Origin of the sequence: Devosia oryzisoli (assembly GCF_014837245.1) — a bacterium.
GTDB lineage: Bacteria > Pseudomonadota > Alphaproteobacteria > Rhizobiales > Devosiaceae > Devosia > Devosia oryzisoli.
In genome coordinates, this window is sequence record NZ_JACYFU010000001.1 from 626,806 (window position 1) to 638,988 (window position 12,183).

Consider the following 12,183-nt stretch of genomic DNA (forward strand, 5'->3'; position numbering starts at 1 on the left):
CTGACTTGTGTAGACAATGTGATGGAACGGATTAAGTTGCAGTCGTGCCCCAGAAAATCTGATGCCCGCTCAGAACGGCCAGAAGAACATCAGCGCTGGAACGCCCACGATCACAACCATGACGGAGAGTGGCAATCCCAACCGCCAATAGTCGCCGAAGCGATAGCCGCCCGGGACCATGACCAGCGTGTTGCACTGGTGTCCGATGGGGGTCAAGAAATCGCAGCCGGCGCCGATGGCCGTCGCCATGAGAAAGGCCTCCGGGCGGTAGCCGAGACCGGTGGCGAATACGGCGGCGATCGGCGCCATGACGAGCACCGTCGCCGCGTTATTGAGGAACGGGGTCACCGCCATCGACGCCACCATGATCAGCGCCAACGCGCCCCAGCCGGGCAGAATGCTGGCGACAGAGGCGAGCCAGCCGGCGACGAGATCCGTGCCGCCGGTCGATTGCAGGCTTTCGCTGACGGGGATGAGGCAGGCCAGCATGACCAGGATGGGTCCATCGACCTGGTTGTAGAGGTCCCGCAGCGGCAAGGCTCCCGTCAGCACCATGAGCGCGGCTGCGGCAAAAAAAGCCGTCGCGACAGGCACGATCCCGAAAGCGGTGGCTGCCATGGCCGCGAGCAGGATCGAGAGTGGCAAGAGGCCATTGCGGACACTTCCGAGGCGCAGGCCGCGTTCCACCAGCGGCAGGCAGTCCCACTCGCGCAACAGTTCTGGAATGCGCTTGAGGTGCCCCTGAAGCAGGATGACGTCGCCATTCTGGAACTTGATCTGTCCCAGGCGCTCGGTGAAGCGACGGTCGCGCCGGGAAATGGCGAGCAGGTTGAGTCCGGTCCGGTCAAACAAGGTAAGTTCCTGCGCGCTGGCGCCGATGAGGCCGGAGCTTTCCCCGATGATGGCCTCGATGACGCCGATCTCGGCCGTGTCTCTCGAGGCGCCGCCGCGACGTTCCCCGAACGAGAGGCCGGTCTGGCTGACCATCTTGTCCAGCGCTTCCGGCTCGCCCTCGATGAGCAGGATGTCGCCGGCCCGCAAGGTGGCATCGGGGAAGGGGGTGCGGCGCCGCCCCGTCTCGCTAACAATGGATGTGACCATGGCCGCGCCATCGGCAGCCGAGTGGATGTCGGCGATCTTCTTTCCGACCGCGTTGGAGTCGGCCAGAACATGTGCTTCGGTGGTGTAGTTCTTGATTTCGATGGCCCTGTCCATGCCCTGCTCCTCCCGCCGGCGCTCCGGCAGGAGACGGTATCCAACGGACAGGAACGCCACGCCCGCCACGGCCAGGATGGCGCCGACTGGGGTGAAGTCGAACATGGTGAAGGCGGTGCCGGTCAGTTCCTGCCGGACGCCGGATACGATGATGTTGGGCGAGGTGCCGATCTGCGTCATCAGCCCGCCGAGCAGCGAGCCGAACGACATGGGCATGAGGAACATCGAGGGCGAGACGCCCGAGCGGCGCGCCATCTGGAACGCGATCGGCATCATGATGGCCAGGGCGCCGATGTTCTTGACGAAGGCCGAGAGCACCGTAACGATGACCACGAGAAGGATCAACTGGGCGCGCGGGCTGCTGATATTGGGGGCATAGCGCCGGATCAGCAGCTCCATGATCCCGGATCGGGCCACCGCAGCGCTGACGACAAGCGCACTCCCCACAATGATGACGATGTCGTTGGAAAACCCGGTGAAGGCGGCTTCCGGAGCCACGATTCCGACCAGCATCGCAATGAGGAGCGCCCCAGCGGCGATCAGATCGTAGCGCCATTTGCCGATGATGAACGCCACCATCATGCCCGCGATAACGAGGAAGGCGAGCATTTGAGGGGTTGTCATGAAGTGCTCCGTCGTGGCCCTTGGTAACGCGACGATGGGGAGAATAGTCGCACGCGCCGAGAAGAAAACAGCGCGACGCAACTTGATGCGCAAAACCGACAGCGAAAAGCGCTCGACAGGGAGAATCGAATGAAGCAGCTGATAACCACCCTCGGCCCGCTGAAGCGCGAAGAACTGGGCCTTATCCTGCCTCACGAGCATATCTTCGTGGACCTTCGGACGCCGGACCAGCCGGGCTATGCGGAGGCCGACATCGATGACGTCGTCCGGCTTATGGCGCCCCAGATCGAGGCGATAAAGGCGCAGGGCGTCACGGCGCTCGTGGAGTGCTCCACCGGCGGCGTTGGCCGGCGCGCCGATGCCGACCTCGCTGTGTCCCAGGCCACTGGTCTGCCGATCGTGGTGCCGACAGGAAACTATCGCGAGCCCTGGATTCCTGATTGGGTCCGCGACGCGAGCGAGAGCCAGGTGGAGCGCTGGATGCTTGAAGAACTGACGGGCGAAATCGAGGGCACTGGCGTACAGGCCGGCTGGATCAAGATCAGCGCCGGGGACGATGGCATCACACCCCTCGAAGCGCGTATCCTGCGTGCTGCGGCGCGGGCAGCCGCGCAGACCGGCGCAATCATTGGGTCGCACACCATCAAGGGCCGCGTGGTGCTCGACCAGCTCGAGATCATCGAGAATGAAGGTGGTTCTTCGAGCCGCTTCATCTCCATCCATACGCAGGAGGAGAAGGACTTCGGGTTGCACCGTGAAGTCTTTGCGCGCGGTGCCTGGCTCGAATTCGACCACATCGGCCGAGTGCCGGACGAAGAGGTCGTCGCGCTGGTGCTACGGGCGCTCGATGCAGGGCAGGGCGAACGGTTGCTCCTCAGTCACGACCGGGGCTGGTATGACCCGGCACAGCCCGGTGGCGGTCGGCCGCAGCCCTACACGCATCTGGTGGCCTCGTTCCTGCCGGCGTTGCGGCAAGCTGGCGTGGACGAGCCAACGATAACGCGGCTGACGCATGACAACCCGTTTGAAGCGTTCGCGCGTCCGGTCAGCTCGTGACGGAAGCGTCGTCTTCCTCTCGAATGGCGTAAGGAATGCGCGCCAGCAATTGGCGTCCGGAATCCTCGATCTCGAAGCACCCTTGCGTCGCTTCCTCACCCATGGAGACAGCCGCGTGAGCTGCAAAACTCGCTTCTTCGAGCGCCGTATTGAGCGAGGGCAGGATGATGCCGTCGATGTCGATCTGCAGTTCGCCTTCAGCATCGCGGTGGTTGAAGAAGTAGCGTTCCATTGTGGCCTCCATAGATGAAGCCGCCAACGTCAACGGCGCCCGCGATGTTCCGCGGGCGCCGTTCACATTTACAGTTTGTTAGGATTTGTCAGGCGGGTGTGGCGAACAGGTCGTATTCGTCGTTGTCGGTGACCGTCACCTTTACGATGTCGCCGATCTTGATGCCGTCGGCGTTGTCGACAATGACCTGACCGTCGATCTCCGGCGCGTCCCATTTGGATCGCGCGATGGCCCGATTCTGCTCGGGGCGGACATCGTCCACGATAACGTCGATGGTGCGTCCCACCTTCTTCTGCAGCTGATGGAATGAAACGTTCTGCGCCACTTCCATGAGCTGGGCGAAACGCTCTTCCTTGACCTCGTCAGGCACGACGCCGGGAAGGTCGTTAGCCGGCGCGCCGGTCACGGGCTCATATTTGAAGCAGCCGGCCCGATCGATCTCGGCTTCCTCGATGAAGTCGAGCAGCATCTCGAAGTCGTCGTCGGTCTCGCCCGGAAAGCCAACGATGAAGTTGGATCGCACCGTCAAATCAGGCACTTGCCGCTTCCAGTCGAGAATCCGATTCAACGTCTTCTCCTGATGCGCCGGGCGGCGCATCGCCTTGAGAACCTGCGGCGACGCATGCTGGAAGGGGATATCGAGATAGGGCAGCACTAGGCCGTCGGCCATCAGCTCCATCACGGCGTCGACGTGAGGGTAGGGATACACATAGTGCAGGCGAACCCACGCGCCGAGCTGGCCCAGCTCCTTGGCCAGATCATAGAACTTGGCCTTCACGTCACGCCCGCGATATTTCGACGTGGCATATTTGATATCCAGGCCATAGGCGCTGGTGTCCTGCGAGATGACCAGCAGTTCCTTGACGCCGGAGCGGATCAGCCCTTCCGCCTCCGAGAGGATGCCGGCGGCCGGACGGGAAGCAAGGTCGCCCCGGATTTGCGGGATGATGCAGAAGGAGCAGCGATTGTTGCAACCCTCGGAAATCTTGAGATAGGCGTAGTGGCGCGGCGTCAGCTTCATGCCGCTTTCGGGCACGAGGTCGACGAACCGGTTGGGTACCGGCGGAAGGTGCTCGTGCACTGCCGAGACCACACTCTCGTACTGGTGCGGGCCGGTAATGGCGAGCACGCTGGGGTGCGTCTCGCGGATCAGGTTTTCCTCGACGCCCAGGCACCCCGTGACGATGACGCGGCCATTTTCATTGAGCGCCTCGCCGATGGCCTCGAGGCTTTCCTGCTTGGCGCTGTCGAGGAAGCCGCAGGTGTTGACCAGTACGACATCGGCACCGGCGTAATCGCGGCTGAACGAATAGCCCTGTGCGCGCAGCGTCGTCATGATGCGCTCGCTGTCCACGAGAGCCTTTGGGCAGCCGAGGCTGACAAGGCCGATTTTTGGCGCCTGGGTCATGCGCGTGCATACGTCCGGAAATTGAATGGATGGCGCGTCATACAGAAATCCGGTCGCTGACGCAATGTCACCGGCACGCCATGGCGGTGGAGCAGGGTTGACGGGAGCGCAGGGCGGGATCGAATATAGTCGCAATCCACGAACAGTGTTTCCGTGATTGTTGCCTTTGCCGGCTCCGATGGAACCGGCTAGGAGCGATCACCCCAACCCCGCGCCACGTGCGCAGCAACCCTTGGAGCTTCCATGTTCGACCGTCTCTCCGCATACGCGCCGCAGGCCCTCGCCGTGCTGCGCATCGTTGCCGCCCTGCTGTTCCTCCTGCATGGCACGCAGAAGATTTTCGGCTTCCCGCCCTCGGAGATGTCGCCGTCGCTGTTCAGCCTGTTCGGTTTGGCGGGCATCATCGAGATTATCGCCGGTCTGATGATCCTTGCCGGTTTCTTCACCCGCCCCGCAGCGTTCGTTGCTTCGGGCCAGATGGCCGTCGCCTATTGGATGGTGCATGCGCCCGGTAGTCTTTACCCGACGAACAATGGTGGCGACGCCGCCATCCTGTTCTGCTTCGTGTTTCTCTATATCGTTTTCGCTGGCCCAGGTGCCTGGAGCGTCAACAAGAAATAACTCACCCCACGGCACAAGCACGAAGGCCGCCCACAGGGGCGGTCTTTTGCATTTCAGGTGATCGAACTGCCCGGCGGCGTGCGTTTGGCCGTGCGGCGAGGCTTGAAGGTTTCCCCCGGCCTGGTGGCCGGCTCGCGCTGCGTCCTCTCCTCGGCAGGAGAGGGGCGGTAAGGCGCCGGGTCGGTGGCGGGGGTGATTTCGTATTCGTCCGCCTCGCCATAAGTTCCGTCATCGCCCTGTTCGGCCAGATCGCGGATCGCGTCACGCACTTCGTCGAGCAGCGAAGCGGAGTAGCGCGAGCGCGGTCCGGGTTCGCCATCGATCTCGTGGGCGCGGAAATAGACGAGAAGCGCTTCACACAAAATGCGCAGCCCGACAAAGGCGAGAAGGCCGAAGACCACGATCTCGAGGATGCCCCATAGGCCATCTCCGAAACCGGTCGAAAAGCGGAAGAAGAAATGGGCGATGGCCCAGAGCAGGATTGCGGCCAGTCCCAGCAAATAGAAGATCGGCACCAGGCGTGGCGACAGGATCGCGTCGAGCCGGAACAGGGTCTGGCGCGTGAACAGGCGTTTGAGGTCATCCAGGGTCATGCTCGGCTCCTCGATTCCGGATTGGCGCCCAAAGTGGTCGGCCCGGCGCCGCAAGGCAAGGGGTCAGGCGTTCGATGTCGGGCCAAACATCGCTTCGAACCGCGCCCGCAATACCGAATCAACCTCGGGCATGGACACAAGCAGCCCCAGATCTTCGAAACTTGTGACGCCCTGATCGAGGATGCCGCACGGCACGATGCCGTCATAGTGGGACAGGTCCGGCGCCACATTGAGCGAGATGCCGTGGAAGGTCACCCATTTGCGCACGCGCACTCCGATGGCGGCGATCTTGTCCTCGCGGCCAACGCCCTTCTCGGGCCGCCGCACCCACACCCCGACACGGCCTTCACGCCGCTCGCCCGTGATGTTGTGGGCCTCCAGCGTATCGATCACCCACTGTTCCAGCCCCTGGACAAGACAGCGGATATCGCGGCCGCGCTGGGTCAGGTCGAGCATGACATAGGCGACCCGCTGTCCGGGTCCGTGGTAGGTGTATTGCCCTCCACGCCCCGCCGGATGCACCGGGAAGCGGGGGTTGAGCAAGTCGTCGGGACGCGCCGAGGTTCCGGCGGTGTAGAGCGGCGGGTGTTCCAGCAGCCAGACGGCCTCGTTGGCCTCTCCCTCCGCGATGGCGGCGGCCCGCGCTTCCATGGCGACCAGGGCGTCTTCGTACGGCACAGGCGTATCCGCGACGCGCCATTCGACGTGGCGAGCATCGGCCCGATGCAGTTTCGATCTGATCTGGCACGCCTCAGGCGTCGCCGTTAACTGTTCCATAACCACGCCTGACCCAGTCTCTGGGTGTTCGAATCCTCCTGCCGCAGGCAGGCCCCTTCCTCTTTCCCACCATATCTATGAGCACGCTGGACAATATTGAAGTCGATATCACGGTTGAACTCGGTGCAACCACCATGCCGATCCACCATCTGCTGCGCATGGGGCGCGGCGCGGTGATCGAATTGGATGCGACCGAGCACGATCCGCTGAAGATTTATGCCAACAGCACGCTGATCGCCAAAGGCGAGGTCAATGTCGAGGAAGGGCATCTGCGGGTCTTCGTGACGGAAAAGGTGTTCCGCCTCGGCTGAGGCCGGCTTCTAATTCCGGCTCGTCCACTGCACTCTCCACAGCCTGGCCAGAAATGTCGATTTAAGCGCTTGAGGTTGAGGCAGACCTTTGCTACATCCCCACTCGCTTCGGCGCCCCGGCGTCGAGGCTTCTACCACTGATGTGCGGTCGTGGCGGAATTGGTAGACGCGCAGCGTTGAGGTCGCTGTGCCGCGAGGCGTGGAAGTTCGAGTCTTCTCGACCGCACCAGTCACTCCGGTGACAAAACGAAAAGGGCCGTCCCGATGGGGCGGCCCTTTCGTTTTTTGCTTTGCCGTCGGCTCAATTGGCCGGGGCCGCAGGCGTTGCGGGTTCGGTTGCCGGAGCCGTGTTGGCGGGTGGAGTGGCGCTGGTATCGTTAGCCGGGGGCGGGGGCGCATCACCGCCGCATGCGGCTAGGGCGATGGCAACCAGGGCGGCAGCAGGCATGAGAAGCAGTTTCGACATAGTGTCTCCGTTCGCTTTTCAGTTCACACAGAGGTGATAAACAGCGGCAACGCAGCGAAGTTTCGGCGCTTTCGCGGCGATTGCTTGGCTTTTTTCGGAGCGCTCAGGCCTTTTTCAGCCGCTCCGGCGCCTTGAACATCCACGCATCGTGCAGGCGCAGCGAAAGCTCCTCATCGTTGATGGCCCCCAGATTGATCAGGACGACCGGATAATCCCGGTAGTGCTCGGTTTCGAAATAAATCTCTGGCGAAATCTCGATCAGCAGCACCTTCTGCTCATGCGGGCAGTGCAGCACCAGGGTGTCGGCATCCTTCATCCGCACGAAGGATGCACCTGCGACCTTTAGCGCGGGCGTGCCGTAGCTGGTGTCGCGCTCGACTTCGGCAAGGCCCCGGGCCTCGGCCAGCCGGCAGATGCGATCAAAGCCCTTTTCCGGTGATGCGCTGGTCATGGTGGCCTCCTTAACGCGATAAGACGGGGAACGTGGGTGCGGTTCCCACGCGCCGCGTGGCTTTGGCAAATCTGGCGGCCATGACTGGTGCAGGCGCGGCGGATTGGCTACAGCTTGCTTGCCCCCGAAACCGGACGAAACGCAAAGGGCTCCCGATGAGCGAAGAGACCGATTGGGCGCCCGACGCCGGGGCCGCGCTGGACAGCGGTGGGTTCCGCGACGATGACGGCCGCATAAACGCGCTCTGGATGGAGCGCCTGCGGGCCTTCCTGGAGGCGGGCCGCGCAGACGACGTGACCACCGTCGTGGGGCCTCTGCATCACTCCGATACGGGCGATGTGCTCGAGCAACTCGACCACAACGAGCGGCTCGCCCTGGTCCGTCTCATGGGAGACCGATTCGATTTTTCGGCCCTGACCGAAGTCGATGAGAGCATCCGCCTCGAAATCATGGAGGAGCTGCCCAACGCGGCGATTGCGCGCGGTGTGGCCGGTCTCGACAACGACGACGCCGTTTCGCTGCTGGAGGATCTCGAGCCCCACGACCGGAACGAGGTTCTCTCGGCGCTGCCCACCTTCGAGCGCCTCAGCCTCAAGCGCAGCCTCGACTTTCCCGAGGATTCCGCCGGCCGGCGGATGCAGACCGATTTCATCGCCATCCCCCCGTTCTGGACCGTCGGGCACACGATCGACTACATGCGCCGCGAGCGCGACCTGCCCGATGAGTTCTATCAGATTTACGTGGTCGACGCAGCCTACAAGGTGCTCGGGACGGTACCGCTCGACCGCATCCTGCGCTCGCTGCGCGGCACCCCCATCGAGAGCATCATGAACACCACGCTGGTGCTCATCGATGCCAACGAGGACCAGGAGGAGGCGGCCCGCCAGTTCGAGCGCTACGACCTCGTGGAAGTGGGGGTGGTGGACGAGAACGGCCGCATGGTCGGCGTTCTGACGGTGGATGACATGGTGGACGTCATCCAGGAGGAGGCCGACGAAGACTTCCGCCTGCTGGCCGGTGTCGGCGACGAAGACGTGTCCGATACCACCGTCGATACCGTGCGCAGCCGCGTGCCGTGGCTCGTGATCAACCTGTTCACCGCGGTGATGACCTCCATGGTGATCGGCCTGTTCAACGCCACCATCGAGCAGATGGTCGCGCTAGCGGTGCTGATGCCGATCGTAGCGTCCATGGGCGGCAATGCTGGGGCGCAGACCATGACGGTGACGGTGCGCGCGTTGGCGATGCGGGAACTGGATGGTGGACGCCTGCGGCGGCTGATCCGTCGCGAAGTGGTGGTGGGCTTCGTCAACGGCATCATTTTCGCTATCCTGATCGGGGTCGTGACAGCCCTGCGCTATGGCGACGTTCAACTTGGCGCGGTCATTGCCGCCGCCATGATCATCAACATGATCGTCGCGGGCACTGCGGGAATTCTTATTCCGCTGACCCTCGACAAGCTGAAGGCCGACCCCGCCATCGCTTCGGCAGTGTTCGTCACGACCGTGACCGACGTGGTTGGATTCTTTGCTTTTTTGGGCATCGCCGGCCTCTGGTTCGGGCTTTTCTGAGACGATTCTATCCCCCACCGCGGCCTGTGGAGTGTTGCAGATTGGTCGCTTGCATCCCATTTCCAGCACGGCTAACGATTCATTACCGGCGCCGGGATTGTTCACGGGGCCGGAGTGAACGGCTGACAAGGAGCGATCTATGCGAAGTCAACCGAAGACGAACTTCTGGCGCGCTGCGTCGTGGACGTTGGTATGCCTGGTCTCGATGGGGTTGGTTTTCTCCGTAGTAGCTGGCGTCTAGAAAAGACGCTGGAGTTATTCACTCAGAAGATTATGCAAAGGGCGTCCCGGCCACTGGGGCGCCCTTAATGTTGATCCGGAAGATGTGCCATGAAGCTATTGATCGGTAACAGGAACTATTCCACTTGGTCGCTGCGACCCTGGCTGGTGCTGCGCCATTTCGACATCCCCTTCGAGGACGAGGTGCTACAACTCTCGGGTCCGGGGTGGCGGGAAACGATTGCAGCCCGGTCACCCACCGGCAAAGTCCCGCTGCTGCTGGACGGGGCCCTGGCGGTGCCGGAAACCATCGCCATCATCGAGTATCTGGCGGATTCCTTTCCGGACAAGGCGATCTGGCCGCGCGGGCGCCGGGAGCGCGCCCTGGCGCGCGCTGCGGCGGCCGAGATGCACGCCGGGTTTTCCGCCCTGCGCACCCATGCACCGATGAACCTGCGCGCCTCGCACCCCGGCAAGGTGGACCTCGACGCCGTCCGCAGGGACCTGGCGCGCGTGGAAGCGCTCTGGGGCGAGCATCTGGCGCGCTCGGGCGGACCATACCTGTTCGGCGAGTTCACCGCTGCCGACGCGATGTTTGCGCCGCTCGCGACGCGGTTGCGGACCTATGAGTTGCCCGTATCGGACACTGCCGGCGCCTATGTGGAGGCGATCTACGCCTTGCCAGCCTTCCAGGAATGGCTGGCGCTGGCGCTGCAGGAGCCATGGATCGTGGACGACGACGAAATCGACGTGATCCAGGGTCGGGTGGCCCCCGGAACGCTGGTATGATTCACATGGTGAAACTTTGCGTCGGCGTTTCCAGCTTCGAAGAGCTGGAAAGCTACCGCGACGAACGGGCCCACTGGTGGGGCGCAAACTACGGCGAGGACGTACACGTCCATCGGACACGCATGATGCCGAAGCGGCGTGAAGAGATGGAGGGGCGATCCTCCATCTACTGGGTCATCGCCGGCTCCATCGTCTGCCGCCAGCAGATCCTGCAGCTGGCGCCCTATACCGATGCCGAGGGCAAGGACTACTGCGACATCATCATGTCGCGCGAGTTGACCCGCGTCGTGCCTTACCCCAAGCGCCCGTTCCAGGGCTGGCGCTATCTGCGTCCCGAAGATGCGCCCCCAGACCTTGGAGACGCCGGGGCGGCCGGCAATTCGATGGAGATCGCAGCCGAGCTTGCCCGTCTGGGCCTGCTGTAGCGCCAGCGCCTCACTGCCATCTTTGCATGCCATTAACCACAATTTCACTTGTGCGGCCGGGGCGAACACAAGAAAGTCCGCACGACTGATTTGGGGAGTTCGATGGTGCGACAAGGCGCGCATGTCATCGTCGTGGGCAATGAGAAGGGCGGGTCGGGAAAGTCGACGACGGCCTTTCATCTGGCGATTTTTCTTTTGCATCAGGGCCACAAGGTGGCCTCCATCGATGTGGACAGCCGGCAGCAGACGCTGACCCAGTATGTGCGGAACCGGCGCGACTGGGCCCGCACTCGCGGACTCGGCCTGCCGCACACGACGCATTTCCACCTGCCTCTGGCCCGCGGCGATTCGATGCGGGAGAACAACAAGCTCGAGTTCGATCTGTTTCGGCAGGCGATCGGAGAGGTCGAGCAAAGCGCCGATTTCATCGTCATCGACACGCCTGGCTTCGACACCAATCTGACGCGGCTGGCCCATTCCCTGGCCGATACGCTGGTGACGCCGGTCAACGACAGCCTTATCGATCTGGCCGTGATGGCGCAGGTGGATCCGGTGACCGGTGAGCCGCGCGAACTCAGTCATTATGCGCGGCTGGTGCAACGGGCGCGGTCCGAACGCCTGACCATCGATGGGCGCACCATCGACTGGGTGCTGGTCCGGAACCGCATCTCCATGCTGTCCTCGCGCAATATGCGGCAGGTGCAGACCATGCTCGACCGCATCGCGACACGACTGGGCTGCCGTGTCGCCGACGGCATCGCCGAACGCGTCATCTTCCGCTCGCTGTTCGCAACGGGAATGACCGTCTTCGACGCGCTGGACGAGGACCTGCTCGGAGGGCTGCCCTCGGCGTCACACGTCGGCGCGCGTCAGGAGTACAAGGCCTTGGTCAGCGCCCTGAACCTGCCGACGCGGGAACGAGAAGCAGTCGGCGCCGGGCGCGGCGAGGGCATCCGCCAGGCCGCGCACTTCGTTAGCGAGAAGGGTTAGCCGCGCGCGTAGGCGATGCGCTGATGGTTTTCCGCTGCCACGGCAGTTTCCCGCGCATCATAGGTGGCGCGGGCTTCCACGATGCTCTGATGGTTTTCCGCCGACCAGTCCCAGAGAGCGCTGATCGGCCCTTGCAGGGTCTTGCCCAGTTCGGTCAGGCTATACTCCACGCGGGGCGGCACCTCCGGGTAGATGGTGCGATTGACGAGTCCATCGCGCTCGAGATTGCGCAGGGTCAGCGTCAGCATGCGCTGGGACACGCCGTTGATCATGCGCTTGAGCTCGTTGAACCGCAGCGTCCCGTTGCGGCCGAGCATCCCCACGACCATGACGCTCCACTTGTCCCCGATGCGATTGAGCACGTCGGACATGGCAAGGCAGTTGGTGGATTTGGACGTATCGGTGAGGGACATGATGGCCTCCGGAAAAGGAACT

Annotated in this window: 14 protein-coding genes and 1 tRNA gene; 8 read left to right on the plus strand and 7 right to left on the minus strand. The window is 63.1% G+C overall.

The window, feature by feature from the left end:
* Window positions 1-69: 69 nt before the first annotated feature.
* Window positions 70-1,839, minus strand: a complete 1,770-nt coding sequence (locus tag IC608_RS03240) for an SLC13 family permease (RefSeq protein WP_191772579.1) — start codon at window positions 1,837-1,839, stop codon at window positions 70-72.
* A gap of 129 nt (window positions 1,840-1,968) precedes the next feature.
* On the opposite strand from IC608_RS03240, the gene IC608_RS03245 reads away from it, so the two are divergent.
* Window positions 1,969-2,895, plus strand: coding sequence for a phosphotriesterase family protein (locus IC608_RS03245; RefSeq protein WP_191772580.1), 927 nt, complete (start codon window positions 1,969-1,971; stop codon window positions 2,893-2,895).
* Here IC608_RS03245 and IC608_RS03250 read toward each other — a convergent pair.
* Entirely contained in the window at window positions 2,885-3,127 is a 243-nt protein-coding gene (locus tag IC608_RS03250) for a DUF6894 family protein (RefSeq protein WP_191772581.1), read from the minus strand. The genes IC608_RS03245 and IC608_RS03250 overlap by 11 nt on opposite strands.
* 88 nt (window positions 3,128-3,215) lie before the next feature.
* Window positions 3,216-4,535, minus strand: coding sequence for a 30S ribosomal protein S12 methylthiotransferase RimO (gene rimO / locus IC608_RS03255; RefSeq protein ID WP_191772582.1), 1,320 nt, complete (start codon window positions 4,533-4,535; stop codon window positions 3,216-3,218).
* 243 nt (window positions 4,536-4,778) lie between these two features.
* Here rimO and IC608_RS03260 point away from each other — a divergent pair, with 243 nt between their 5' ends.
* Window positions 4,779-5,156, plus strand: coding sequence for a DoxX family protein (locus tag IC608_RS03260; protein WP_191772583.1), 378 nt, complete (start codon window positions 4,779-4,781; stop codon window positions 5,154-5,156).
* 53 nt (window positions 5,157-5,209) lie between these two features.
* On the opposite strand, the gene IC608_RS03265 is transcribed toward IC608_RS03260, so the two are convergent.
* Together IC608_RS03265 and lipB are read right to left on the minus strand one after the other, a co-directional pair.
* Window positions 5,210-5,749, minus strand: a complete 540-nt coding sequence (locus IC608_RS03265) for a DUF4282 domain-containing protein (RefSeq protein ID WP_191772584.1) — start codon at window positions 5,747-5,749, stop codon at window positions 5,210-5,212.
* Between the two features lie 63 nt (window positions 5,750-5,812).
* Window positions 5,813-6,526 carry a lipoyl(octanoyl) transferase LipB gene (gene lipB / locus IC608_RS03270; protein WP_191772585.1) on the minus strand — a complete coding sequence of 238 codons (714 nt, stop codon included), beginning with the start codon at window positions 6,524-6,526 and terminating at the stop codon, window positions 5,813-5,815.
* Window positions 6,527-6,603: 77 nt separating this feature from the next.
* Here lipB and IC608_RS03275 point away from each other — a divergent pair, with 77 nt between their 5' ends.
* Window positions 6,604-6,837 carry a FliM/FliN family flagellar motor switch protein gene (locus tag IC608_RS03275; protein WP_191772586.1) on the plus strand — a complete coding sequence of 78 codons (234 nt, stop codon included), beginning with the start codon at window positions 6,604-6,606 and terminating at the stop codon, window positions 6,835-6,837.
* A 144-nt stretch (window positions 6,838-6,981) separates the two neighbouring features.
* Window positions 6,982-7,066 (plus strand) — tRNA-Leu (locus tag IC608_RS03280).
* 340 nt (window positions 7,067-7,406) lie between these two features.
* Here IC608_RS03280 and IC608_RS03285 read toward each other — a convergent pair.
* Window positions 7,407-7,754, minus strand: coding sequence for an MmcQ/YjbR family DNA-binding protein (locus IC608_RS03285; protein ID WP_191772587.1), 348 nt, complete (start codon window positions 7,752-7,754; stop codon window positions 7,407-7,409).
* A 155-nt stretch (window positions 7,755-7,909) separates the two neighbouring features.
* Here IC608_RS03285 and mgtE point away from each other — a divergent pair, with 155 nt between their 5' ends.
* The 4 genes from mgtE (at window position 7,910) to IC608_RS03305 (ending at window position 11,748) form a co-directional block, all read left to right on the plus strand.
* Window positions 7,910-9,325 (plus strand): magnesium transporter, encoded by a 1,416-nt coding sequence (gene mgtE, locus IC608_RS03290; protein WP_191772588.1) that lies wholly within the window; start codon window positions 7,910-7,912, stop codon window positions 9,323-9,325.
* Window positions 9,326-9,655: 330 nt separating this feature from the next.
* Window positions 9,656-10,333: a glutathione S-transferase family protein gene (locus IC608_RS03295; protein WP_191772589.1), complete on the plus strand. Its 678-nt coding sequence runs from the start codon at window positions 9,656-9,658 to the stop codon at window positions 10,331-10,333.
* Window positions 10,330-10,758, plus strand: coding sequence for a DUF1489 family protein (locus IC608_RS03300; protein ID WP_210316181.1), 429 nt, complete (start codon window positions 10,330-10,332; stop codon window positions 10,756-10,758). The genes IC608_RS03295 and IC608_RS03300 overlap by 4 nt, the downstream gene beginning before the upstream one ends.
* A gap of 102 nt (window positions 10,759-10,860) precedes the next feature.
* Window positions 10,861-11,748 (plus strand): division plane positioning ATPase MipZ, encoded by an 888-nt coding sequence (locus IC608_RS03305; RefSeq protein WP_191772590.1) that lies wholly within the window; start codon window positions 10,861-10,863, stop codon window positions 11,746-11,748.
* On the opposite strand, the gene IC608_RS03310 is transcribed toward IC608_RS03305, so the two are convergent.
* Window positions 11,745-12,161 carry a winged helix-turn-helix transcriptional regulator gene (locus IC608_RS03310; protein WP_191772591.1) on the minus strand — a complete coding sequence of 139 codons (417 nt, stop codon included), beginning with the start codon at window positions 12,159-12,161 and terminating at the stop codon, window positions 11,745-11,747. The two genes, IC608_RS03305 and IC608_RS03310, sit on opposite strands and share 4 nt — an antisense overlap.
* Between the last annotated feature and the right edge of the window lie 22 nt (window positions 12,162-12,183).

Coding starts and splice junctions, on each gene's coding strand:
- IC608_RS03305 (WP_191772590.1), top strand. CDS start 10,861: ATGGTGCGACAAGGCGCGCATGTCATCGTCGTGGGCAATGAGAAGGGC.
- IC608_RS03275 (WP_191772586.1), top strand. CDS start 6,604: ATGAGCACGCTGGACAATATTGAAGTCGATATCACGGTTGAACTCGGT.
- IC608_RS03250 (WP_191772581.1), bottom strand. CDS start 3,127: ATGGAACGCTACTTCTTCAACCACCGCGATGCTGAAGGCGAACTGCAG.
- lipB (WP_191772585.1), bottom strand. CDS start 6,526: ATGGAACAGTTAACGGCGACGCCTGAGGCGTGCCAGATCAGATCGAAA.
- rimO (WP_191772582.1), bottom strand. CDS start 4,535: ATGACCCAGGCGCCAAAAATCGGCCTTGTCAGCCTCGGCTGCCCAAAG.
- IC608_RS03285 (WP_191772587.1), bottom strand. CDS start 7,754: ATGACCAGCGCATCACCGGAAAAGGGCTTTGATCGCATCTGCCGGCTG.
- IC608_RS03245 (WP_191772580.1), top strand. CDS start 1,969: ATGAAGCAGCTGATAACCACCCTCGGCCCGCTGAAGCGCGAAGAACTG.
- IC608_RS03240 (WP_191772579.1), bottom strand. CDS start 1,839: ATGACAACCCCTCAAATGCTCGCCTTCCTCGTTATCGCGGGCATGATG.
- IC608_RS03310 (WP_191772591.1), bottom strand. CDS start 12,161: ATGTCCCTCACCGATACGTCCAAATCCACCAACTGCCTTGCCATGTCC.
- IC608_RS03300 (WP_210316181.1), top strand. CDS start 10,330: ATGATTCACATGGTGAAACTTTGCGTCGGCGTTTCCAGCTTCGAAGAG.
- mgtE (WP_191772588.1), top strand. CDS start 7,910: ATGAGCGAAGAGACCGATTGGGCGCCCGACGCCGGGGCCGCGCTGGAC.
- IC608_RS03295 (WP_191772589.1), top strand. CDS start 9,656: ATGAAGCTATTGATCGGTAACAGGAACTATTCCACTTGGTCGCTGCGA.
- IC608_RS03260 (WP_191772583.1), top strand. CDS start 4,779: ATGTTCGACCGTCTCTCCGCATACGCGCCGCAGGCCCTCGCCGTGCTG.
- IC608_RS03265 (WP_191772584.1), bottom strand. CDS start 5,749: ATGACCCTGGATGACCTCAAACGCCTGTTCACGCGCCAGACCCTGTTC.